Annotated in this window: 21 protein-coding genes and 2 pseudogenes; 18 read left to right on the plus strand and 5 right to left on the minus strand. The window is 58.3% G+C overall.

All coding sequences use genetic code 11. From position 1 onward, the window contains the following. The first annotated feature begins 79 nt into the window (after positions 1-79). On the plus strand, positions 80-1,102 hold the full coding sequence (locus tag ACFPFG_RS29545) for an SIR2 family protein (RefSeq protein WP_217649254.1): 1,023 nt from the start codon (positions 80-82) through the stop codon (positions 1,100-1,102). A gap of 6 nt (positions 1,103-1,108) precedes the next feature. Next, positions 1,109-2,884 carry an ATP-binding protein gene (locus tag ACFPFG_RS29550; RefSeq protein WP_061287752.1) on the plus strand — a complete coding sequence of 592 codons (1,776 nt, stop codon included), beginning with the start codon at positions 1,109-1,111 and terminating at the stop codon, positions 2,882-2,884. A gap of 221 nt (positions 2,885-3,105) precedes the next feature. Here ACFPFG_RS29550 and ACFPFG_RS29555 read toward each other — a convergent pair whose 3' ends face one another. Next, the gene (locus ACFPFG_RS29555; protein WP_088164234.1) at positions 3,106-4,692 is read right to left on the minus strand and encodes an NYN domain-containing protein; all 1,587 of its coding nucleotides are present in this window, start codon (positions 4,690-4,692) and stop codon (positions 3,106-3,108) included. Positions 4,693-5,630: 938 nt separating this feature from the next. Continuing rightward, on the minus strand, positions 5,631-5,963 hold the full coding sequence (locus tag ACFPFG_RS29560; RefSeq protein ID WP_074931555.1) for a helix-turn-helix domain-containing protein: 333 nt from the start codon (positions 5,961-5,963) through the stop codon (positions 5,631-5,633). Positions 5,964-6,042: 79 nt separating this feature from the next. On the opposite strand from ACFPFG_RS29560, the gene ACFPFG_RS29565 reads away from it, so the two are divergent. From ACFPFG_RS29565 to ACFPFG_RS29600, 8 genes and pseudogenes are all read left to right on the plus strand, one after another. Next, complete coding sequence (locus tag ACFPFG_RS29565; protein ID WP_223275331.1) at positions 6,043-6,486, plus strand: DUF4177 domain-containing protein; 444 nt, start codon at positions 6,043-6,045, stop codon at positions 6,484-6,486. 1 nt (position 6,487) lies between these two features. After that, positions 6,488-6,976, plus strand: a complete 489-nt coding sequence (locus tag ACFPFG_RS29570; RefSeq protein WP_061287722.1) for a hypothetical protein — start codon at positions 6,488-6,490, stop codon at positions 6,974-6,976. Continuing rightward, positions 6,973-7,596: a hypothetical protein gene (locus ACFPFG_RS29575; RefSeq protein WP_061287723.1), complete on the plus strand. Its 624-nt coding sequence runs from the start codon at positions 6,973-6,975 to the stop codon at positions 7,594-7,596. Before ACFPFG_RS29570 ends, ACFPFG_RS29575 begins: the two co-directional genes overlap by 4 nt. 141 nt (positions 7,597-7,737) lie before the next feature. Next, positions 7,738-8,106: a hypothetical protein gene (locus tag ACFPFG_RS29580; protein ID WP_061287724.1), complete on the plus strand. Its 369-nt coding sequence runs from the start codon at positions 7,738-7,740 to the stop codon at positions 8,104-8,106. Between the two features lie 120 nt (positions 8,107-8,226). Continuing rightward, a complete protein-coding gene (locus tag ACFPFG_RS29585; RefSeq protein WP_061287725.1) occupies positions 8,227-8,703 on the plus strand; it encodes a hypothetical protein in 477 nt (158 codons plus the stop codon). Positions 8,704-9,738: 1,035 nt separating this feature from the next. Next, a complete protein-coding gene (locus tag ACFPFG_RS29590; RefSeq protein WP_082774897.1) occupies positions 9,739-10,947 on the plus strand; it encodes a DUF3631 domain-containing protein in 1,209 nt (402 codons plus the stop codon). A 285-nt stretch (positions 10,948-11,232) separates the two neighbouring features. After that, complete coding sequence (locus ACFPFG_RS29595; RefSeq protein ID WP_061287728.1) at positions 11,233-12,405, plus strand: site-specific integrase; 1,173 nt, start codon at positions 11,233-11,235, stop codon at positions 12,403-12,405. 250 nt (positions 12,406-12,655) lie between these two features. Then, positions 12,656-12,799, plus strand: a pseudogene (locus tag ACFPFG_RS29600) (DUF3418 domain-containing protein); the annotation flags it as partial. Here the strand turns inward: ACFPFG_RS29600 and ACFPFG_RS29605 are convergent. From ACFPFG_RS29605 to ACFPFG_RS29615, 3 genes are read right to left on the minus strand one after another with little or no spacing between them, the layout of a single operon-like run. Next, positions 12,796-14,115 carry a hypothetical protein gene (locus ACFPFG_RS29605; RefSeq protein WP_061287729.1) on the minus strand — a complete coding sequence of 440 codons (1,320 nt, stop codon included), beginning with the start codon at positions 14,113-14,115 and terminating at the stop codon, positions 12,796-12,798. The pseudogene ACFPFG_RS29600 and the gene ACFPFG_RS29605 sit on opposite strands and share 4 nt — an antisense overlap. A gap of 29 nt (positions 14,116-14,144) precedes the next feature. Continuing rightward, entirely contained in the window at positions 14,145-14,465 is a 321-nt protein-coding gene (locus ACFPFG_RS29610) for a hypothetical protein (RefSeq protein ID WP_088164237.1), read from the minus strand. A gap of 38 nt (positions 14,466-14,503) precedes the next feature. Next, entirely contained in the window at positions 14,504-15,232 is a 729-nt protein-coding gene (locus tag ACFPFG_RS29615; protein ID WP_179217854.1) for a hypothetical protein, read from the minus strand. A gap of 668 nt (positions 15,233-15,900) precedes the next feature. On the opposite strand from ACFPFG_RS29615, the pseudogene ACFPFG_RS29620 reads away from it, so the two are divergent. The 8 genes and pseudogenes from ACFPFG_RS29620 to ACFPFG_RS29655 all read left to right on the plus strand — a co-directional run. Beyond that, positions 15,901-16,131: pseudogene (locus ACFPFG_RS29620) on the plus strand (isocitrate lyase); the annotation flags it as partial. Between the two features lie 308 nt (positions 16,132-16,439). After that, positions 16,440-18,371: a threonine--tRNA ligase gene (thrS, locus tag ACFPFG_RS29625; RefSeq protein ID WP_183020597.1), complete on the plus strand. Its 1,932-nt coding sequence runs from the start codon at positions 16,440-16,442 to the stop codon at positions 18,369-18,371. An 80-nt stretch (positions 18,372-18,451) separates the two neighbouring features. After that, positions 18,452-19,069 carry a translation initiation factor IF-3 gene (infC, locus tag ACFPFG_RS29630; protein WP_012206414.1) on the plus strand — a complete coding sequence of 206 codons (618 nt, stop codon included), beginning with the start codon at positions 18,452-18,454 and terminating at the stop codon, positions 19,067-19,069. A 203-nt stretch (positions 19,070-19,272) separates the two neighbouring features. Beyond that, positions 19,273-19,476, plus strand: coding sequence for a 50S ribosomal protein L35 (rpmI, locus tag ACFPFG_RS29635; protein ID WP_046240115.1), 204 nt, complete (start codon positions 19,273-19,275; stop codon positions 19,474-19,476). Between the two features lie 26 nt (positions 19,477-19,502). Next, entirely contained in the window at positions 19,503-19,862 is a 360-nt protein-coding gene (rplT, locus tag ACFPFG_RS29640) for a 50S ribosomal protein L20 (RefSeq protein ID WP_012206412.1), read from the plus strand. A gap of 110 nt (positions 19,863-19,972) precedes the next feature. Beyond that, on the plus strand, positions 19,973-21,025 hold the full coding sequence (gene pheS, locus ACFPFG_RS29645; protein WP_183020596.1) for a phenylalanine--tRNA ligase subunit alpha: 1,053 nt from the start codon (positions 19,973-19,975) through the stop codon (positions 21,023-21,025). 75 nt (positions 21,026-21,100) lie between these two features. Further along, positions 21,101-23,548, plus strand: coding sequence for a phenylalanine--tRNA ligase subunit beta (gene pheT / locus ACFPFG_RS29650; RefSeq protein WP_380109462.1), 2,448 nt, complete (start codon positions 21,101-21,103; stop codon positions 23,546-23,548). A gap of 34 nt (positions 23,549-23,582) precedes the next feature. Beyond that, positions 23,583-23,915 (plus strand): integration host factor subunit alpha, encoded by a 333-nt coding sequence (locus ACFPFG_RS29655; protein ID WP_012206409.1) that lies wholly within the window; start codon positions 23,583-23,585, stop codon positions 23,913-23,915. Positions 23,916-24,021 lie beyond the last annotated feature (106 nt).

The raw sequence follows: 24,021 nt of genomic DNA on the forward strand, positions 1-24,021 counted from the left end.
AGGATGACACAGTCAGTGAAATCATGTATCGTATCAATACGTTGAGAAAAGAGGTGAGGAAGTGGAGTCATTGAATGCAATGAATGCGATGCAGTCACATATCCAAGACTGCATCAGCAAGCTACCTGTCATCGTGCTGGGTAGCGGTGCGTCTGCAGCGCATGGCATTCCAGGTATGGGCCCCCTAGGCAGTCACCTAGCAGCTTCGATTCTGCCTGCGGACTGCCAGTTTGACCCGCATCTCATAGGATGGACCGGATTCCTCGACAAAGTTCAGAAGATGGATCTTGAGTCCGCTTTGACCGATGTCAATGTGACACCTCAGGTGCTCAAGCATATAGTACACACCACTTGGAAATTTCTCAACGCAGCAGACTTCCAGATTTTCGAGCAGGTGCTCGCTAACCGGCGGTTGTTGCCGCTTAGCCAACTGTTCCAGCACCTCTTGCGCAGTACTGCCATGGAAATCCAGGTTGTGACCCCCAACTATGACCGCCTTGCAGAGTATGCTGCGGAGGCCGCCGGCTACTGTGCTTACACCGGTTTCACCTTTGGCATGTTCGGCTCGCGCGCTGTCGATGTTCCGCGGATCCACACAGCGCGTAGACCAGCGCGTACGGTCAATGTCTGGAAGGTGCATGGCTCGCTGGGCTGGTTCAGCGGAATGGACGGATCGGTCGTTGCGTTACCCCCCATTGGAACGGTTCCGAGAGACTTTACTCCAGTCATCGTCACGCCAGGCACCGAGAAATACCGCAGAACCCATGAAGAGCCATTCCGTAGTGCTATGCACAGCGCCGACGATGCAGTCGCCCGTGCCAGCGCATTTCTATGCATTGGCTACGGTTTCAATGACGATCACTTACAGCCTCTGATGATGGAGCGCTGCACGCGTCCTGAGGTTCCGTTGGTTCTTATCACTAAGGAAATCAGCCCCACGGCCCACAAGTTCCTTAAAAGCGGACGCTGCAGCCGCTACGTTGCACTCGAGGAGTCACCGGCGGGCACCCGGATGTTCAGCCACGAAGCGCCGGATGGCCTAGAGCTTGCTGGTGAATCCTTCTGGCGTCTCGATCGACTTCTTCCTCTTGTTATTGGATAAATGCATATGAGTATCCTCGATTATAAAGACAACGAATCTTTGGGGCGGGTCCGCTCTGTGGATACAGCTACCGTGGTGATAGCGGTGGATGATGTTGAGCGGCTACGCAAGCTGCAGGTAAACCGTTTGGCAGTGCTGCAAAGCAGCCGTGCTGGTCAGTACCTGATCGGTATCATTCAGAAGATTACGCGTACAGCGGTCGACGGCATTGGAAGCTCGGTGGACACGGAGGAGACAACGGATGGCGACCAAGTGGCGGAACTCAATGTTGTGCGGATCGCACTCATCGGCACGCTGATAGACAAGGTTGGGAATCGCAGCAACGTCTTCCTGCGCACGTTGGAAACAGTTCCGGAGATTGATGCCAACTGCTTTGCGCTTGAGGGTGAGCGGCTGACAGCTTTCATGCGCGTCATCGCCAATATTTCGGGAGATGGGCAGAAACTCACGCTCGGGCACTACACTCTTGATGCGAGTGCCGATGCATTTTTGAACGGCAATAAATTCTTTCAACGCCATGCAGTCGTCGTTGGCAGCACGGGATCTGGCAAGTCCTGGACTACAGCCAGGATCCTTGAACAGGTAGCAGCACTGCCAAACGCCAATGCGGTCGTTTTCGATATTCATGGCGAATATGCGCCATTGAACGCGAAAGGGTTCCAGCATTTTCGCGTCGCAGGCCCTGCTGATCTGGACGGTAAGGCATCACTTGACAACGGCGTAATATTTTTGCCTTACTGGCTGCTCGGCTACGAAGCCATGACATCAATGTTTGTCGAGCGCACCGATCAGAACGCGCCGAACCAGGCGATGGTGATGTCCCGTGCCATCCTGGCAGCCAAGCAGGCCTATCTTGAGGCGCACGGCCGCAAAGACGTGCTCGATAACTTCACGATTGATAGTCCGATTCCATTTGATCTCAATTGTGTTATAGACGAACTGGGCAAGCTCAACGATGAAATGGTACCGGGCGCACGCGCCGGTTCAGAGAAGGCTGGTGAATTCAATGGAAAGCTGAGCCGGATGATTCAGCGGTTGGAGAATAAACGCACGGACCGGCGACTTGGCTTCCTGTTCCAAGGCACTACTGAAACGCACATGTTTGACTGGCTTGAGCGTTTGGTCAAGGCACTGTTGGCTGGTTCGATTAACCAGAAGGATGGCGGAGGTGGTGTGAAGATCATCGACTTTTCCGAAGTGCCATCAGATGTTTTGCCTTTGATGGTAAGTCTGGTTGCGAAGCTCGCCTTTTCTGTGCAGCAGTGGACCGAAGCCTGTATGCGCCACCCAATAGCGATCTTCTGCGATGAGGCGCATCTCTATATTCCTGAGCGGCAACAGTCCGGTGGAGCTGGAGAGATATCTGTTGAGATATTCGAGAGGATTGCTAAGGAAGGCCGCAAGTATGGCGTCGGATTGGTCGTAATCAGCCAGCGACCCTCCGAGGTCAACCGTACCGTCCTGAGTCAGTGCAACAACTTGGTTGCTATGCGTCTCACTAATGGCGACGACCAGTCAGTGGTGCGTAGGCTGCTCCCAGACAGCTTGGCGGGATTCGGCGACCTCCTACCGGTGCTTGACACTGGTGAAGCATTGGTGGTTGGGGATGCTAGTCTGCTGCCTACTCGGATCCGGGTTTCAATGCCGGAGCATCGACCAAACAGTGGCACTGTGGAATTCTGGGAACGCTGGGCTTCGGGCGAGGCGGTTGCTGACCTCTCGATTGCAGTCGACGGTTGGCGTAAACAGACCATGAATACTTCTAAAGTTCCTACCGAATAAAATATACTGCCCCACCCATGCCATCATGCCGTGATAGCTCAGGTTTTCCTAAACATATTGGGCGCCTACGCCACGGCAACCACGTTTTGGCTGATCGTAGGGAATTGAGTTGCTCCAACCAAGGTGCCAACTTCTTTGTGGCCGGCGGTATGTTTCTCACTTTGTGGATGAGCGATTCACAGATAAGCGACAGGGCAGAGCTGTGAATCAGGAGTGCTATTTCATTTTTCGTTAGCGGTAGAAGGGCTGGTTCTGGTAAGCCATGAAATAAGACGATTCCTTGCCTCATCGTCTGTTTGGACTTGGGTTTCACGCGACCAAGATGCCAAGATCACGCCCATTGCTGCAGTAACTAATGCTTGCGGAGAAGAAAATGCCTGAGTGGTGTCAAGGCCTCCAAATATTAAGGCTTGAAGGGTGGCTGTAATGCGTTTGATCGGAATATGTCGGTTTTCGGCACCAAGCGACTCTGAAACTTTCCGACTGACTGCAGCAATCTCAAAAGGTTCTTGTTGGCCCATATGCACACGTGCTTGATGCAGTATGCGTACGAAGTCCTGTGCGCGGATAACTGGCAGTTCTGCTGCTCGGAGCATCGCTGAAACCATTGAGTCCCCGACAACCCCGGCCGGTGCTTGATGTTGCTCTGGGTCGTAGAGAACGAATGTTGAACCATCTTCCAGCGATCCCCGCATTAGTGGCTCTAGGGGAAGCCGTTGAAGATATGCAGCCAGCGTTGGAGCACCGTTCCATCCATCCGCTAGTTGCGGAAGCGCCTTCCTGAGCTCGGTTCCAAGAGTCGAGAATAGCATGGGACGCGTGGCTGCCCCTATCCATTGACGGATCATACGGACTGCAGCTTCATCGATTTGATCACTTGATATGGGTAATAATTCCTGCATTTCAGCTGAGAGCGAGTTGTTGGGTGCTCTATTTTTTTCTGCAGGGGTCGATGTTATTAATGCAGAGCTTGGTTGTCTGAAATTGGCTTGCTCTTTCCTAACTATATCGAATGCCATTTCATCCTTAAAGTCGAATTGGACGCCTGCGGGAGACAGCTGACGTATCAAATTGCTAAAAGAGCCGGCTTCTGCCCACATAGATTCCTTCAGTCCAGGAATTTCGCGTTGTAACTGTTGTGCTAGCCTTGGTAGCGGGACCGGATCTGCTGCGTCAAGGACCAGGCGACGTATTGATCCCTCAGCTTTCTTTCGGAGTTCAACCATGCGTAAGGATGGCATGCTGTTGCCAACAACTTGATCGGTTTCTATGTCTATTTCGTCCTCGATTAGCTGAAGGGCTTCCCGAATGAAAGTCGAGATATCTATCACGGCATCTGCAGCAGCTTTGTAGGACTCTGACATGGCACCCGCTGCAAAAATGATGGTGCGCCGGTCATGTCTTCGCAAACGACGCAATAATGGTGAAAAGTCGGCGTCGGCGGAGAAAACGACGAACTCATCGAAGTGTGTAGCATCCTGTAAAGCGTCGATAGTGTCTAGCACCAAGTGTATGTCTGTACTGGTTTTTCCAGAAGCAGTTGTAGGTGGGCAGTCGACGATTTCAAATCCCGCCTCGTGAAAAGGACGTCGAAACTGATTGAACATAACCGGGTTCAAGTAACAGCGGCGCACCAGTACTCTACGATTTCTAATCGCTTCTGACTCCGACACTGTCGTCGGAAGGTTGTCAGTGAGCCACTGCAGCCACTTTGCAGGCTGACGGGCTAATCGATCCGCCCCCAGTGTACTGATACGCCGTAGGCCGGAATATACATTATCGAAATCAACAAACAAAGCTGTTTTCAAAGTCTCTCTCCCAAGATTTGGTGATGCGGTGACCGATGCTGAAAATTAACAGAAAAAATATCTAAGTTCCGGAATTTCTATCCCATTATTTCCTATTTCAGCGATATGGTTCTAGGAAGTCTTGTGCATTATTTGGCTTAAAGACTTCGCAAGTACGATGGCAATTCGCCATGCAGCATACATCGGCAAGCGAGTCTCAAGTGATCCCCTCGTTTGACAGGCATCTCCTACGCCACTGTGTTCTGAGGGAGTACGAAAGAATCATGACTCTTCTTGTCGGGATGCATAGCAGTGAAGGTGATTCGCATACCATCTTCGATAGTCACATAAAAAGGTCTTCAGACTATACCTCGACCAAGTCGCGCGGGTTGCCCGTTACTCGATGAGTCTGATGACGCGGCCGAGCTTCTAGGTGTCAATGTGCAGTATGTCACCAAGTGCCTCATGCTCATGCAAATCACCGACTCAGTGGGCTGTACGTCGCTGGGGTGAGACAAGCCAGTACTAATCAGAATACTGTCGGCAGTGGGGGGGGGCCTCCCATAGCTGGCAATCCGCGACTACAGCATCCGACGGTGGCGCAATTCGATGCTGAAGAGCATCAGCGTGGACTCTTCGATAGCGCTAGGGCTGGTGCGCTGGCCTGGAGTACGAATCGGCCAGGGTAGCTTCGCCACCAGTTAGATGTTTGCCGAGTCACTTCCTTGCAGTCTGTGCGGTGACGCCGGAGTGCGCTCTTGCTTATGAGTGTTAACCCGGTTGGTTTTCTTATTTAATTGGGGTTTTGGTGAATTAAAGTTTTCAAAATTATTATGTTGAACGTAGGGGGTTTTGAGTTTTCTTGATTAATTTATTTAGCCAATTGTGAATAAATTGAAAAATGGTATCGGACATAAATTGCGGTCCATTGATGCATATGCAGATCGCACGCAACAGCGCTATATTTCATTTGCTTGATTTATCCATGAAGCAACGATCTGATGGCGAAGTGGATAACTGAGCTTGAACAGCACCAAAAGAAGTTCGGCGATCTCATCATCCTCGCAATAAAGATAGGCCAAGGGGACGTTTAGTACTTCGGCGATCTGTCGAGCGGTTTTCACAGGGGGTTCGTGTGTCCCCAGCTCATACCTACTGATGCGCGCACGGCTTGAGGACTCATCAATGCCGATCAGTACTCCCACTTTTTCCTGGGACCACTGAAGGGCTTCACGCTGGGCACGCATACGGCGTCCTACGACATTGGAAGGCTCGAGAGAGACGGAATTCATGTAGCGAGTTTCGTTACACTGTGATATTCTGTCGTCACGAAAAACGTTACATCATTAAAAGGTGGTTGATTGATTATTAATGGGTTTCAATAAACTAATTGAGGTGGCGAAAAAATTTGTCCGTGTATATATTTATTTCAACTTGGAGGATTATATGGATTACGAATACAAGGTCATTGACGTGGCAGATGGGGCGATCAGCTCGCTATTACTAGGAGAAGGGAGAATAGAAACTGAAGTCCTAGAGGCCTATATAAATGCCATGGCGTCGGAAGGATGGCGCCTGGTTTTTATGGAAAAGGTCATGCAAAGACATCTCGTCGTTGCAGACAGAGAAACCTTGATGATTACTTTTGAAAGGAGAGTGCCGGAATCCGAGCGTGCCGCAAGAGCCGCGAGGTGCATTGACGAAGTGATTCGTGCTGAAGACGCAGCCAAGCGCAAGGGGCGTGGAGCTGCCGTTGGGGCAGCGGGCATGGTTGCCGCAGGAGCGGCTTTGAGCAGTCTACTGAGCGAGGAATAAATTGGATCTGAACCAAAAAATTGCCGAGAGAAGGGCGCAATTGCAGAAGGAAGAGGCGGCGCAGGACGCGCTCAAGCGGCAGGAGTTGCTTGAAAAGAGGCAACAGGAGCAAGCGCGCGAGAGGGCGATCAAAGAGTCTGCCGAGAAGGAGGCGGCGCAGAAGATTCAAGAGATCGAGGCCCAACTGCACGGCACCAAGGACCAAGTATCAACTGATACAGCTCCCGTGCTGGATGAGCGAGTAAGCCAGGAGGCCAAGAAGAAGGTAGATGCGCATATCAGCGCACTTGCCGGAAAACGATTCACGAAAGGAGAAAACTGGGCATTTGGCCTCCTCATGCTGGGCACCGCCCTTGGTTTCTTTATGGCGTGGTGGTTTGGCCTGGGAATGCTGATTTGGACGTGCTACTACGTCACCAAGGTAAGCAATCGCCACGAAACCGAGATCAGGGCCGAGTTGGCTCAATCCAAAGAAGGGAGCAACGAATGAAGAGGGTTTCAACCGCGATCATGCTTGTGGGGATCGTCATGCTCATCCTCGCCTTGGGCAGCGATGTTGCTGTTGATGGCATGGGCGGCAGAAGGATCACAAACAACGGCTTGATGCATGACCGCTTGGTCAACATCATCCTGAGCGTGACCTTGATCCTGGGCGGTCTGCTGCTGAAGCTGTTCGGGGAGAAGCTGTCAGGGCCCTATCTGCAGGCCATTGACCAGTTGCCAGCGAGTGAGTACTTCGCCCGTTGGGCCACGGCCATCCTGTCCTCTGCTTGCGTGTGGGTGCTGCTGCTCATGTATCTCTGGCCCAAGACGAGCGTGGCGGCTGCGCTGCTTGCTGCTATGGCTTGGTGCTCGTTCCTTCCGCAGGCGACCTACACCGTGCTCAAGCGGGTCTGGATAGGCACATTGTTGCTGGCGGTGGGAATGGCGACCTGGCACTTGATCGCCTTGTTCAGCACAGGTGTCAACGCGTTAACGCTGGGGTTGATATCGGAGGGGGTCTCTCTGATAGGAACGGGACGTTTGCTGCCTTTGTTTGCCGTAATGCTCGGAGTGCCTTTGCTGGTGTCAATCGGAGGTGTCACTTTTTCTGCACTCAAGTCAAAGTGAAATTTAATGGCCATGTTTCTTGTGCTAACCATTTAAAGGGTATTTATTGACTGAATAAGAGTAGCTGTTTGGTTGTTTCCTTGTTGGCCCGCCCTGGAGAGATCCTCGGCGGGCTTTATTTTTCTAACAGAAAGGAGTTTTATGCGCGTTTATGCGGATTTCCTATCTATTCATGAAGCCTGCGGTCAAGTCCGGTGCATCGAGCTGGATAAACTGATCAGCCTGCGTATTGAAGAGTTGGCCGAATATGAGGTGGATGACCTGTCCAGTCTCATCAAAATCCTGGTTCTGGAGCCCAGTGACGCATTGACTACTATTGATGCGGAACTGGGTTTTTCACTTCTTGGCCGCCATTGCGATGTCGCCGAAAGCCATCGGGATTGGTTCGAACTGACCCTGGTGCTCAGTGATGACGGCTTCGGTGTCGTGATCTACGTGCCCAAACATGCGGATCTTGATCCCCTGCTCACGGCCTATTGCGCCAGCCAAGTGAGGGCCAGATCACAGTGACCTGCCTTCATCGCCCACCACCTGCCGCCCATCGAGGCGGCTTTTTTTTGTCTGAGGGCGTTTTGCCACCTTATCTGATAGGCCACCTGCCTATTGCATCGATCTACTAAGGAGAACTTTATGAGTGAATTCGAAGCGACAGAAAACGGGCAGCAACCCGTATCGATCGACAGCATCTACAACGGCAAGTGCCTGTCAGTGTCGGGCCGAAGCACGCTCACCTACACGGTGGGCCAGGGCAAGGGCGACAACGCGCTGTACCTGCGTATCGCCGATAGCACCGGCAACGGCGTGTGGTGCAAGGACTGGGCGCCAGCCTCGGCCATCGAGGCGATCGTTTCGGGAGCGCAGGAGCTGACCGCCAAGAGCTTCCATAGCCTGCATCCAGGCAAGTCCATCAACACAGGCGGCTTCGTGCTGGCTGCGCTACGGGATCTTGGGCTCATCCGGCCGGGCGAGGTGAACACGCGGCTCCATGAGCATGTGCCCGGAGCCACGCTGGAGGGGATCACGCGCAACCCGCCCAAGGCGAAGGACGAGGGCAGTGCCGCCAGCATGGCAGGGAAGTCGCGCCGGAAGGCAAAGGAGGGGGCTTGACCCCGGGCATACAGGCCGCCTTGGTTACGGTATTGGTACTGGGAATGTGGTTCAACGCTACACGCCCCATGTCCATAGCTGCTGCCGCTGCGCTGACCTTTATGTATCCCCTGTTGCTGATCGTGATTCTGGTTGGTGCGGGGGCTGCCCTGTGGGTGGGCTACCTTCGGAAATAGCCTGAGCCAAGCTCCCGGAGGAAGTCCGCTCCAGCCTCTGCGCCCTGGGGGGCGGGGGTTGGGCCAGGGCGGCGCGCGACGGCCGCTCCATGAGGGGGGTGATCCCGGACCCCTGCCGGGCTCGCCTGGGGGCAACCTGGGCACCAGCCGGGGCGACGCGGTGCTGCCCAGCCCCCCGGCCCCCCCGGCCCCCGGGGGCTGCCCTCCCCGGACTCCGCCACATCTGCCACGGCGCCACCCATCGGGCCATGCCCTGCAACAACGTTGCGGCGTTGCGGATGTTGCGTATCGGGGCGGGGCAGAGGGGGTGCTGCCCAATATGTTGCCTGAAAAGCAGTGATGTTGTAAGCAAGAGAATTATTGTCATTGGTTACAAGAGTTTCAAATTTTGTACATTTGGAGTGCGATGGTTGGCTTCTTGCCTTCTTTGCTCCTTCGCAGAAGTACTTCTTTCCTAAGCTCAAAAAAATCCCCAGCTAGAAGTGCTTCCAAGCCAAGGAATTTTGTTTTCCTTGTTTGGTGTGCCTCCATTCCTTAGATTTTTGCGACTCGCTTCTTGAAGGCGCTCTATTTCTAGAGAAAATTCAATCCCATACAGAAGTACGTTAAGGCTTATATATTTTAATTTCCTTGTTTGCTGTGCCTCCATCCTTAGTGCTTTGATTACCGTGATCCGAGAGTTGGCATGAATTTTAAGGGGAGCGCCATGGAGGGTTAAGTGGCGTGGGTTGCGAGGATGCGGTTTTTATGAAGAATTCAGTCCTGGATCGCTGCCTGCACTCAGCGAACCACGGATTGGCCAATCCATCTTCTCAACCGCGTAATTTCAAAGCAACCGAAAAATTTCAAAGGATGGATCATGAAAACTAAGCCTGTGAGTTCAACTTCGTCGATCATTTCAAAGAGCCTGGACGCGAATAATGTCGAGCCGTTTGAGGGTGCGATCGATTGCGGCATGCTGATGACTGAAATTATGCGTGCCATTAAAAATCACGTGATCATATCGGATCATGATGCCTTGATTGTGGGGCTATGGTCTATTAATACATGGTGCTATAGGGATTTTCAGCGTTGCCCTCTGTTGCTGATTAATGCTCCAGAGAAAGAATGTGGGAAAACTCAGCTGCTAAAGGTGGTGGAGAAATTTGTGTTTCGACCAATGGAGTCAGCCAATATTACCTTGGCAGCACTTTTTAGGTTGATCACTAATTTCATGCCCACGCTACTGATCGATGAAGCAGACACATTTATGGAGGGAAAAACAGAATTTGCTGGGGTAGTGAACAAGGGCTACGAAAAAGGAGGATTTGTCTTGCGGGTAGAGGCCGTGGGGAAAGAGCTTGTCGAGCGTGCCTATGTGGTTTATGGCCCTAAAGTCATGGCCGGAATCATGCTTGAGCGGCACTTGCCGAGCGCCACAATGAGTCGAGGTATTCAGATTCCCATGAGGCGCAAGACCAAGGGCGACAATGTTCAGCGCTTACGTTCTGCCGATCCAGAGGTTTTTAAAGGCCTGCGTTCTCGTATTCTGAAATTTGTTATAGATAACAAGGACGCCTTAGCGAAAGGCTGGGATGAGATGCCACAGGAACTCAGTGATCGCCAGCAAGATAATTGGGAGCCCTTGCTGGCCATTGCAAAGTGCCTTGGCGAAGAGTGGTATCAAAAAGCGTGTGAGGCAGCCCTGAAAAACTGTGAAGAAACAGCGCCGCCTAAGGCATCTTCCAATCAATTGCTGGAGGATATTCGCGAGGTCTTGTCTGACTATTCGGAAAAGTACATTCCGTCGGCATATTTGTTGCAAGAGCTCCATGACGATGATGATATGGACTGGGGCACCTACAATGGCGGTAAACCGCTTTCGGCGCGTCAGCTGGCAAAATTCATGAGTGCCTATGGAATAAAAACCAAGACTGTGCGCATGAATGCGGACTATACGCCCAAGGGCTATGAGGTGCGTGATTTTGCTGATGCTTTTGCACGGTATCTGCCAGAGTTGCCAAGTGAGCTGCCCCCGGAAGAAGAGAAGCCTTTGCGTGCAGGAAAGCCGCCGATTCCAGAGTTCTGAAATAGTGATCGGGGGTGCCGTCACAGTGAAAGGTGGTGGGCTCACTTGTGAAACCAGTGGTGGCCGTTTCCTGGAGTTTTCAAGTGAGTTTTCCTAAGCCGATGATTTTGATCATCGTCGATTCCTGCGGTGATGGTCTCTGCGGGACTGTTCCGCATCTTTATTAACCCATTGTCTTGTTAATGGCCACGCCCATGTGGAGAGGCGTTCGTGCGTCTATTGCTTAGGCGCCGATCTCCATGGGCGCGGATCTTTATCAATCAACTTCATGAAAGGAGAGGCTGTATGCCCATTGTCAAACTCAGTGCGCAGTTCGTGCGTGAAGCGGTTTGCCCGCCCGGAAAATCCAAGGTGGACTATTACGACAACGCACTCAAAGGGTTCATCCTGGAGGCTCGACCTTCAGGTGGCAAAACCTTTTACCTGCGCTATCACGATAGCCACGGCAAGCTGCGCCAATGCAAGATCGGTGACGCTGCTGCGGTCAGCTACGACAAGGCCCGGCAGAAGGCCATGCGGTTGCGCTCGGAGGTGGAGCTGGGCGGCAATCCGCTGGAGGAGCGCCAAGCCTTGCGTGCGGTGCCGACCTTGGCCGAGTTCATCCGCGATACCTATGTGCCGCACATCCACCTGCACCGGAGGAATTTTCAGTCCACGCTGAGCTTCATCAAGTGCCATGTCCTGCCGCGTTTTGGAGCCAAGCACCTGGACGAAATCACGACCAACATGCTGGCCGAGGCTCACCAGGATCTGCGCACGAAGGGCTATGCGTTGGCTCATGCCAACAAGATACCCATCCTGTTCAAGATCATGTTCAATCTGGCGAGGAAGAAAGGCATCCCGGGAAGTGAGTCCAACCCTGCCGACGGTGTGGTGCTGTTCAACCCGAACAACGCGAAGGAGCGGTATCTCAGCGCGGCTGAAACCCAGCGCCTGCACGAGGCCCTGTCCCAGCGTGGTTCTCCCCAGTTGAAGAGCATCGTTGCTCTTTTGCTGCTGCTCGGATGCCGCAAGCGTGAGCTGCTGGATGCACGTTGGGAAGACGTTGATCTGGAGCGGCGCAACTGGCGCATTCCTCTTTCCAAGAGCGGGAAAGCCCGATGCATTCCGATCTCTGACAGGGCTCTGGAGGTGTTGCGGGGGCTGCCACGTTGGAGCGGATGCCCTTATGTGATTCCCAACCCGGATACCAAGCGGCCGTTTGGCAACCTGTTCTATCTCTGGGACAAGGTCCGCAAGGCGGCGGGGATCGCAGACCTGCGGATGCATGACCTGCGCCACACGTTCGCGAGCAACCTGGTGAACTCGGGGCAATCCATCTATGTGGTGAGCAAACTTCTTGGCCACTCCCAGATCAAGACCACGGCGCGCTACAGCCACTTGGCAGACGAGACGCTGATGTCTGCTGTGGATGCAGCTGCAAAAGTGGTGGACACAAGTTGGAGACCCAGTGTCTAAAAAACTGCCTAAAATTTAGGCAGAAGTGACACGCCCCGCACGCGATCACCTGCCCATCGCATGGGGTTGGGAGAGGTGTGGCGACTGGGCTGCGGGCAACGGTGCCACAGTTGATCAACCGGCAACAGGTCACTGTGTGGGCATGGCGTCTTCCTCTCGACGTTAACGCCTGAGCAGGTTTTCACTGGGTCAATACAGTCGCGGGCAGGTCCATTAAGATTGAGCGCGCCCTGCACGCTCTGGCAGTAGTGAAGGTCACATCGATGCGCGCATGCAGGAGCACAGCTGGATGCTGGAGGAGCTGCGCGTGAGCTTCTTCGCCCAGGAGCTGCGCACGCCGTACCCGGTGAGCATCAAGCGGCTGGACAAAGTCTGGCAGCAACTGCAGAACTAGCGCAGCATCACCAGCATCTCGACCACGCCGGTCTGGCCTTGGGGCTGGTCATGTCCATGCATGGCCTTGCCGATCACCGTCCCCGGCACCGGAGGGGTCGGCGCCCTGGCCGCATGGCCCGGGATGCTGGCCGACACCAGGAGGTCGCCGGCCTGTATGGGGCCGCCCTCCAGCGTCACCTTCACCGGCACGCGGCCTGCCAGCGCCAGCGCGGGCAGGTTCGTGGCGTCCTGCACATCCGCATTCATCAGCACGCCGGGCCGCGTGGTCACCACGCCGGCCACCAGCGGGCTCTGCGCGCCGCTGGACAGGCGGTAGTGCAGGGGGTGGTCGGGGTCGATCTCCACCACGTCGCCGGGCTGGGGCAGCGGGCCTTGGGTGTCGATCACCTCGGCAATGTCGGCGCCGCCGGTCTGGGTGCCGTTGTTGAAAAAGCCCCTGCCGGTCTTGTCTATGCGCGCCACTTTGGTGCCGGACGAGGTCAGCACCGCCAGGTCCTGCGTGTTGGCTCCGCCCGTCACATGCACCGCAGCGCCGCTGCCCGTGGTCGAGACCTCCAGGGTGTTGAAGGTGTTCGCCGCATTCTGGTTCTCGAAGCGGCCTGCAACCCCCTGGCCCCCATTGATTCCCACCTGGCCCAGCACGCCGATGGCTCCGTCGGCGCTGGTGACGAAGCCACGCACGCCGTAGCCGCCCGGGCCATCGTGGCGCCCCACGACGGCGCCAATGCCCTTGCACCTATCGGGCAGGACATCTTTGCAGCCGGTGCCGCTTTGCCGTCCGACAATGGCTTCTCCAGAGGAGTTGTCGCCCACGAAGGCCGCCGAGGTGCGGACATCGGTTCTGCCATGGACGGAAAATCCTGATCCTGTATCGACCTGGATGCCGGCCCCGTTGCCTGTGTGCTGGACCCTGATGGCGGCGGCCGAATTGCCTGCTGGCAGTTGCACGCTGATGCCGCCGGCGCTGCCCGACTGGTTCAGGGCGAACAGCGGCACCACCGAACCGACCGTGGCGGAATAGGGCAGGGAAAAGCCCGTGGTCGCCGGGCAGGGCCCCACAAAGCCCAGGGTCACGTCGATGCACATGGGCCCCGTCTGCTGGGCCAAACCCTGCCAGCCGGGCAGGGCGATGCGCCCGTCCTCCTGCACGCGCAGCCGCTGCGCGCCGCCCGCGCTGTCGGTGACGATCAGGGAGCTGCCTGCGGACGGCTGCACCACTACATCGGCCGCCTGTGCAGGAGCGAATGCCGAGGCCATTGCGCAAACCAGGGCCAGCACCAGCGGTGGAGTGGTGCGTGAGGTGTTCAAGGGCATGTTGGTCTTCCTTTTTCTGGGTAGGGGGTTCATTGCCCCGTCGCTTCGGCGGGACTGTCTGAGGCCAGTGGCTGGGGCGCCTGCATCAGCCGGGGCATGCTCCGGGCCTCGACCCGAGCACGGGCGCGTTCGCTGTCCAGGGTCTCCAGGCCTTGCTCCGATGCCAGCACGCTGGATTCCTGCGATGTTTCGTTCACCGCCCGTTGTGCGGCCTGCGCTGTGTATGGGTGCTCTGCGGGTGCCTGCTCGGAGGCAAGCAGTCCGGATGGCTGGGCAAAGGCCGCTGGGCTGGCGCAAACCCCGATGAACAGGATTAGCGCCGCGATGGCCTGGGATGGCATGCAATGCATGGAAATCTTTCTGCAGCGCTGTGGCGCCGTTGTGTGGGCTAGAACCGGCGTAGGGGGCTGCGCTGTGGCTTGCGGCGCAGGGCCGCCATGCGTGCCATGCCGGCCAGTGCCAGCAGCGCTCCCAGCGTGGCGGTCCACGCAATGGAAAGGGAAGGAACGCGCCGTATGTCGCTGCCGCCGCTGCCGCCGCTGCCGCCGCCCTGGTCCTGTCCCTGCGCATCGAACTGGAACCAGCGGAACAGATTGCCGCTGGCCTGGGACTGGAACTGGTCCGGCTTGCCAAAGGCCAATACCTCGCTCGTGGCCCGGTTGTCGGCCACATCTACGAACTGCACGCTTTGCTGGGCCGTGGCCGACAGCTGTGCCGCCGTCCCTGCGGCCGAGCTGCGCAGCCTGAGCAACCGGCCCTGTGCGCCCTGCAGCGTGAGCTGGCCCAGCACCGTCGTGCTCTGGCCTGCCGCCAGCTCCAGGGTCTTGCCCGTGCCGCTGGTCACGGACAGGTGGTTGAACACCGTGCCACCGCTCACGCGCGATATGCTGTGCGCGCAGCTGTCCATGATGGACACGGTGGAACCCCCGGCATCGAAGCTGCCGCTGCGCACAAAATCCCCGGACAGCGCCACCTGCGCCGTTCCGGCCTGCAGCCCGCCTGCAGCTCCAATGTTCAGAGTGGCGATGCCGTTCAATGTCGATGCCGATGCTGCGGCCGATCCGTTCACATGCAGGTCCGCGCAGCCCAGCCTCACCGTGGCATCTCCGAAGTCCACGCGTGAGCCTGCTCCCACCTGCAGCTGCGCAGCCTGCGCAAGCGGTGAAAGACACAGCAGGCTGCAGCACAGCAGCTGCCGCAACTGCTGCGCCGGCCGCATCGGCCCTAGTCGCGTGAAGAAATCCGTCTGTCCCACCTGGCTCCCCATGTGTCTCATCTGATGCATCTGCCTGCGCAGCTCCAAAGAGAGGTGCGATGCCCTCAAAACCTGAAGCATCGGCGCGGCCCATTAGAGCGATGCAGTGCCGTTTGTGCTATCACTGAGATTGGGTATTTTTCAAAGGAGGGGGCATCTGTGCAGAACCTGCACAGATGCAGGCCGCACGATGGCGTTGTGGCGCAGCCTGTGCGTTACTAGACTGCGGGCATCATGGGATGCAGCGGCAAAAGTGATGGAAACAAGTTGGAGACCCAGTGTCTAAAAAAACTGCCTAAAATTTAGGCAGAAGTGGCGCACCCCGGACGCGATCACCTGCCCATCGTATGGGGTTGGGAGGGGCGTGGGAGCTGGGCTGCCCCACTATCGGCAGGGCAAGGGTGCAGCAGTCGCTCAACCGGCAACGGGCCACCTTGGCGGCTTGGGGCATTGTTGGGTGGGTGTGAAGAGCAGACACGAAAAATGGAAAAACCCGTTGAAAATCTGCTACTTACAGTATTGCTGGAAGGTTCAACACGTTCAAGTTTGCCCACGCCTACGCCAACGGCGAAGGCATGAAGCACTACGTGAACATGGTGCAGGAGCCCGAATTCGCAGCCCGCGAACAAGGCTACACCTTCGTGTCGCACCAGCAGGAAGTGGGTGCAGGCTACTTCGACGACGTGACCACGGTGATCCAGGGTGGCTCGTCCAGCGTCAAGGCACTGACCGGCTCCACGGAAGAGGAGCAATTCCACTGAAGCGCGGCTTCGGTGAGTGCAACTTCAGGTAGATAGGGGTGAGAAAGCGTCCGGAGCCTTGTGCTTCGGGCGCTTTTTCTTTGCTGGGGTTAAAATGGCGGAAGTTTTCAACTGACAACAACTGACAAGGGCGAGAAAGGCATCATGGTTATGACACCGCGAACTACATCGGAGATGTACACCGGCCGCTAGCGGCTGGCGGTTCGCGCCTGCACGAGATTCACTCGACCCCAAGAAAGCGCGGACCTGGCTCCGCGCTTTTTGCTTTTGGGGGATGCGCGCCCCCTGAGAAATATTTTAGGAATCCCATGATCCACATTACGCTTCCCGATGGTTCGCAACGTGAGTACCCCGGCCCGGTCACCGTGGCCGAAGTGGCCGCATCCATAGGCACGGGCCTTGCCAAGGCGGCACTGGCCGGCAAGGTGGGGGCTGGCGAGGACGCCAAGGTGGTGGACACCAGCTTCGTCATCGACAAGGACATGCCCTTGTCCATCGTGACGGCCAAGGATGCAGATGGCCTGGACGTGATCCGCCATTCGACGGCCCACTTGCTGGCCTATGCGGTCAAGGAACTGTTCCCGGAGGCCCAGGTCACCATCGGTCCCGTGATCGAGAACGGCTTCTACTACGACTTCTCGTACAAGCGCCCCTTCACGCCCGAGGATCTGGTCGCCATCGAAAAGCGCATGGCCGAGCTGGCCGCCAAGGACGAGCCCGTGGTGCGCCGCGTGCTGCCGCGCGACGAGGCCGTTGCGTACTTCAAGGGCATCGGCGAGAACTACAAGGCCGAGATCATCGCCAGCATCCCCTCCAATGAGGATGTGAGCCTGTACCGCGAAGGCAGCTTCGAGGATCTGTGCCGCGGCCCGCACGTGCCCAGCACCGGCAAGCTCAAGTTCTTCAAGCTGATGAAGGTGGCTGGAGCCTACTGGCGTGGCGACCATCGCAACGAGATGCTGCAGCGCGTGTACGGCACGGCCTGGGCATCGAAGGACGACCTGCAGCAGTACCTGCACATGCTGGAGGAGGCTGAAAAGCGCGACCACCGCAAGCTGGGCCGCGAACTGGATCTGTTCCACATCGACGAGCATTCGCCGGGCACCGTGTTCTGGCACCCGAAGGGCTGGTCCCTGTGGCAAGAGGTCGAGCAGTACATGCGCCGCGTGTACCGCGACAACGGTTACCAGGAAGTCAAGGGTCCGCAGATCCTGGACAAGACCCTGTGGGAGAAGACGGGTCACTGGGACAAGTACCGCGAGAACATGTTCACGACCGAGTCGGAAAAGCGCGACTACGCGCTCAAGCCGATGAACTGCCCCGGCCACATCCTGATCTTCAAGCAGGGCATCAAGAGCTACCGCGACCTGCCGCTGCGCTACGGTGAATTCGGCCAGTGCCACCGCAACGAGCCCACGGGCGGCCTGCACGGCATCATGCGCGTGCGCGGCTTCACGCAGGATGACGGCCACGTCTTTTGCACGGAAGACCAGATCCAGCCCGAAGTGCTGGCCTTCACCACGCTGCTGCAAAAGGTCTACGCGGACTTCGGCTTCAGCGACATCATCTACAAGGTCGCCACGCGCCCCGAGGCGCGCATCGGCTCCGATGAAAGCTGGGACAAGGCAGAAGCTGCGCTGATCAACAGCCTGGAGGCTTCGGGCTGCGAGTACGTGATCTCGCCCGGCGATGGCGCGTTCTACGGCCCCAAGATCGAGTACACGCTCAAGGACGCCATCGGCCGCCAGTGGCAGTGCGGAACCATCCAGGTGGATTTCTCCATGCCCGAGCGCCTGGATGCGGAGTACGTGGGCGAGGATGGCGACCGCCATCGCCCCGTGATGCTGCACCGTGCCATCGTCGGCAGCCTGGAGCGTTTCATCGGCATTCTCATCGAGCAGCACGCTGGCGCCATGCCGACCTGGCTGGCTCCCGTGCAGGCCGCCGTGCTCAATATCACCGATGCGCAGGCGGACTATGTGCGGGAAGTCGCACAAAAGCTGCAAAAAGCATTTCCGAATCAAGGCCTTAGGGTGGCGACAGATCTGCGCAACGAAAAGATTACGTATAAAATACGGGAGCATTCGTTGCAAAAGCTGCCTTACATCCTTGTTGCTGGCGACAAGGAGAAGGCCGCTGGTGCAGTGGCAGTGCGCGCACGGGGCAACAAGGACCTCGGTGTGATGTCGGTCGATGCGTTCATTGAACTCGTGGCCAAGGACATCGCGGCGAAGGCCTGATGGAGCATCTCCAAAGGCGGTAGCCGCTTGCGTGTACTGCACACAAGCGGCTACGCTGTTGTAGCAACTTAAATCCAAGGGTGAGAACCATAGCTACTGAATTTCGTGATCGGCGCCACCGTGAAGAGCGCAAGCATCGTCTCAACCGTGAAATCATGGCGCCTGAAGTGCGTCTGTCCGGCCCGGAGAACGAGCCGCTGGGCATCGTGCCTCTGCAGGAAGCGCTGCGCATGGCGGGCGAGCTGGACGTGGACCTGGTGGAAATCGCCGCCACTGCCACTCCGCCTGTCTGCCGGTTGATGGACTATGGCAAGTTCAAGTACCTTGAACAGAAGAAGGCTGCCGAAGCCAAGGCCAAGCAGACCGTCATCGAAATCAAGGAAGTGAAATTCCGCCCTGGTACCGACGACGGCGACTACAACATCAAGCTGCGCAACATCCGCCGTTTCCTGGCCGATGGTGACAAGTGCAAGATCACGCTGCGGTTCCGCGGCCGTGAAATCACGCACCAGCAGATTGGTCTGGACCTGCTGAACCGTCTGCGTGACGATCTGGCGGATTCCATCCAGGTGGAGCAGTTCCCCAAGCTGGAAGGCCGCCAGATGGTGATGATGATCGCCCCTGCGCGCAAGAAGCCCACAGCTGGCGGCAAGCCGGCAGAAGTTTCTGCTGCACCTGCGGTGGCTGATAAGGCATAATCGCGGTTTCGCCCTTCGTTGAGGGGCGACAGAATTTGCAGGCCGTGCGCGAGTTGATTGCGCGGGGCATGCGATGCAAGGGACATGTTTTCCATGTCCCTTGTTCTTGCCGGCCTCCGGGCTGGCACAGAAGTGTCTCGGGGCCAGCAAGTGCGCGCAGTGTTGCGAGCCGCCTCACGAGCACAAACAACAGGAGCATTCAAATGCCCAAAATGAAGACCAAGAGCAGCGCGAAGAAGCGTTTTCGCGTTCGTCCCGGTGGCACCGTCAAGCGCGGTCAAGCCTTCAAGCGTCACATCTTGACCAAGAAGACCACCAAGAACAAGCGTCACCTGCGTGGTGCAGTGGCTGTGCATGAGACCAACATGGGCTCTATCGCACAAATGCTGCCGATGGCTGGCCTGTAATTCACTGACGAACAAGGAGAAAACACATGCCTCGCGTCAAACGTGGTGTAACGGCCCGCGCCCGTCACAAAAAAGTTCTGGCCCTTTCCAAGGGTTTCCGCGGCCGCCGCGGCAATGTCTTCCGCATCGCCAAGCAGGCGGTGATGAAGGCTGGGCAATATGCCTACCGTGACCGCCGTGCCAAGAAGCGCGTGTTCCGCCGTCTGTGGATCGCCCGTATCAACGCCGCTGCACGTGAACTGGGCCTGACCTACAGCCAGTTCGCCAACGGCCTGAAGAAGGCAGCCATCGAGATCGACCGCAAGATGCTGGCCGATATCGCGGTGCACGACAAGGCTGCTTTCAGCAGCATCGTTGATCAAGTCAAGGCCAAGCTGGCTGCTTGAGATAACGGTCTGCGACCATCCTCGTGATGGTCTGCAGCGCAAACAGCAAGGGCTAGGGCTTGAAAAGGCTGCTAGCCCTTGTTTCTTTTCACAGTCGATAAAGAGTCGATATGAACGAGTTGGATTCTCTGGTCGAAAGCGCGCAGCAATTGTTCGCGCAGGCACAAACCCCCGCTGATCTGGAAAACGCCAAGGCGCAGTTTCTGGGCAAGTCGGGCAAGGTGACCGAGCTCATGAAGGGCATGGCGCAGCTTTCCGTCGAAGAGAAGAAGTCGCGCGGAGCCGCCATCAACGTGGCCAAGCAAGGCATCGAGGCCGCGCTGACCGCACGCCGCAAGGCCCTGGCCGATGCCGAGCTGCAGGCCCACCTGAAGGCCGAGGTGCTGGATGTGACCTTGCCGGGCCGCCGCCGTGGCCAGGGCGGTCTGCACCCCGTGTCGCTGACGCTGGAGCGCATCGAGGGCATCTTCGGCTCCATGGGTTTCGATGTGGCCGAGGGCCCCGAGATCGAGTCCGACTGGTTCAACTTCACGGCGCTGAACACGCCGGAAGACCATCCCGCCCGTTCCATGCACGACACCTTCTACGTGGAAGGCGGCACGGAACAGGCCCCCAATCTGCTGCGCACGCACACCAGCCCCATGCAGGTGCGCCATGCCGTGCAGCACGTCAAGAAATACCGTGGGCGGCTGGACGCCGGCCAGGGCATGCCCGAGATCCGCGTGATCGCGCCGGGCCGCACCTACCGCGTGGACAGCGATGCCACGCACTCGCCCATGTTCCACCAGTGCGAAGGCCTGTGGATCGGCGAGAACGTCAGCTTCAAGGACCTGAAGGTGGTCTTCACCGACTTCTGCAAGACCTTCTTCGAGAGCGACGACCTGGTGCTGCGCTTCCGCCCCAGCTTCTTCCCCTTCACCGAGCCCAGCGCCGAGATCGACATCCAGTTCCAGAGCGGCCCGCTGGCCGGCCGCTGGCTGGAAGTGGCCGGCTCCGGCCAGGTGCACCCCAACGTGGTGCGCAACATGGGGCTGGACCCCGAGAAGTACATCGGCTTTGCCTTTGGCATGGGGCCTGACCGCCTGACCATGCTGCGCTATGGCGTCAACGATCTGCGACTGTTTTTTGACGGCGATATCCGCTTCCTGTCGCAATTCCGTTGATCCGGCTGCAAGCCTTCGCCAAAGAGTCCGCCAGCGCCACGGCGCGCGGACCGAACCAACGCCAAAGAGTCTGATATGCAATTTCCCGAATCCTGGCTGCGCGAGTTCTGCAATCCGCCGCTGACCACCCAAGAACTGGCCGATACCCTGACCATGGCCGGCCTGGAGGTGGAGGAGCTGGAGCCCGTGGCGCCGCCGTTCACCAAGATCGTCGTCGGTGAGATCAAGGCTGCCGAGCAGCATCCCAATGCCGATCGCCTGCGCGTGTGCCAGGTCGATGTGGGCGGACCCGAACTGCTGACCATCGTCTGCGGCGCGCCCAACGCGCGCGTGGGCATCCGCGTGCCCTGCGCCACGGTGGGCGCCGAGCTGCCGCCCGGTGAAGATGGCAAGCCTTTCCTGATCAAGATCGGCAAGCTGCGCGGTGTGGAGAGCTTCGGCATGCTGTGCTCGGCACGCGAACTCAAGCTGTCCGAGGACCATGGCGGCCTGATGGAGCTGCCGCTGGACGCGCCCCTGGGCCAGAACATCCGCGAGTACCTGAACCTGGATGACACGCTGCTCACGCTCAAGCTCACGCCCAACCTGGCGCATTGCCTGAGCGTCTACGGCGTGGCGCGCGAAGTGGCTGCGCTGACCGGCGCGCCGCTCAAGCCCCAGTCGTTCACGCCTGCCGCCGTGGGCGTGCAGGACAAGCTGGCCGTGAAGATCGAGGCGCCCGACCTGTGCGGCCGCTTCTCGGGCCGCGTGGTGCGCAATGTCAACACCCAGGCGAAGACGCCGCAGTGGATGGTCGATCGCCTGGCGCGCTGCGGCCAGCGCAGCGTGGCGCCGCTGGTGGACATCTCCAACTATGTGATGTTCGAGCTGGGCCGTCCTTCGCACATCTTCGACCTGGACAAGATCCACGGCGGCCTGCAGGTGCGCTGGGGCAAGGAAGGCGAGCAGCTCAAGCTGCTCAACGGCAACACCGTCACCGTGGATGGACAGGTGGGCGTGATCGCCGATGACCGCGAAGTCGAGTCGCTGGCCGGCATCATGGGCGGCGACGCCACGGCCGTGTCCGACGACACGCGCCACATCTACATCGAGGCCGCATTCTGGTGGCCCAAGTCGATTGCCGGCCGTTCGCGCCGCTACAACTTCTCCACCGATGCGGGCCACCGCTTCGAGCGGGGTGTCGATCCCGAACTGACGGTCGAGCACATCGAGCGCATCACCGAGCTGGTGCTGCAGATCTGCGGCACGCCCGAGACCGTCTGCGGCCCCATCGACGACCAGCAGGCCAACATGCCCCAGCCCAAGCCCGTCACGCTGCGCGTGGCGCGTGCGGCCAAGGTCATCGGCATGCCGCTCACGCAGCAGCAGTGCCACGATGCGCTGGCCGGCCTGGGCCTGCCGGTGGAGCAGGGCGATGGCGTGCTCACCGTCACGCCGCCCAGCTTCCGCTTCGACATCAACATCGAGGAAGACCTGATCGAGGAAGTGGCGCGCATGGTGGGTTACGAGAACCTGCCCACGACCAAGCCGCTGGCGCCCATTGCGCCCAAGCTGCGCGCCGAAAACCGCCGCAGCCAGTTCGCCGTGCGCCGGGCGCTGGCCGATCTGGGCTACCAGGAAACCATCAACTTCAGCTTTGTGGAAGCCGCATGGGAGAAGGATCTGGCCGGCAACGCCAATCCCATCCAGCTGCTCAACCCCATCGCAAGCCAGCTCAGCGTGATGCGCTCCAGCCTCATCGGCTCGCTCATGCAGGTGCTCAAGTTCAATGCCGACCGCAAGGCCGAGCGCGTGCGCGTGTTCGAGCTGGGCCGTGTCTTCCTCAAGGATGACAGCGTTGTTGACAGCGACACCACGGTCAAGGGCTTCTACCAGCCCATGCGCGTGGCGGGCCTGGCCTGGGGTGCTGGAGAGCAGCTGCAATGGGGCCGCGCCGAAGCCAGGGTGGACTTCTACGACGTCAAGGGCGATGTCGAGGCGCTGCTGGCGCCGCGCAAGCCCGTGTTCGAGCCGGCCGAGCATCCGGCCATGCACCCGGGTCGCTGCGCGCGCGTGCTGCTCGATGGCCAGTCCATCGGCTTCATCGGCGAGCTGCATCCCCAGTGGCGCCAGCAATGGGATCTGGCCCAGGCGCCCGTGCTGTTCGAGCTGGAGCTCGATGCCGTGCTGGCGCGCGAAGTGCCGGTGTTCAAGCCCGTGGCCAAGCACCAGGCCGTGGAGCGCGACATTGCCGTGGTCGTGAACGAAAAGGCCACCCATGCTCAGCTCATGCAGGCGGTGGAAGCTGCCCAGACCGGCGGCCTGCTACGCTCCGCCGTGCTGTTCGATGTGTTCCGCCCCAAGGCGCTCAAGGCCGGCGAGACGGCGGCACCGGGCGCGCTGGCGCAGGACGAAAAGAGCCTGGCCGTGCGCCTGACGCTGGGCAATGACGACAGCTCGCTGACCGACGTGCAGATCGAACAGGCCGTGCAGGCCGTGCTCGAACAGCTGCAGCAACGCCTGGGCGCGCGCCTGCGCGCCTGATGGAAGGGCCCATGCCGTGAAAGGAGATCCCGTGATGGAACTGACGGTGGAAAGTCTTGATTCGCCCGCGCTGACCAAGGCGCAGCTGGCGGACCTGCTGTTCGACGAGATCGGTCTGAACAAGCGCGAATCCAAGGAAATGGTGGATGCGTTCTTCGAGCTGATCTCGCAAAGCCTGGTGACGGGCGAGGATGTGAAGCTGTCGGGCTTCGGCAACTTCCAGATCCGCACCAAGGCGCCGCGTCCGGGGCGCAACCCGCGCACGGGCGAGGCCATTCCGATCGAGGCACGCCGCGTCGTGACCTTCCATGCGAGCAGCAAGCTCAAGGAGCAGATCCAGGAAGGCACGACGGGCTCCGCGTCCTGAAGGGTCGACCCCGGGGCCCGGCTTGCCGTGGCCCAGCTGTCGTCAGCCTGTCTGCCTCGCGGTGGATAGGCTGTTTTTACGACAGGGTGCTGGCCTGCAAGCGAGC

It is taken from the genome of Delftia deserti (assembly GCF_042653485.1).
GTDB classification, from domain to species: Bacteria; Pseudomonadota; Gammaproteobacteria; order Burkholderiales; family Burkholderiaceae_C; genus Comamonas; species Comamonas acidovorans.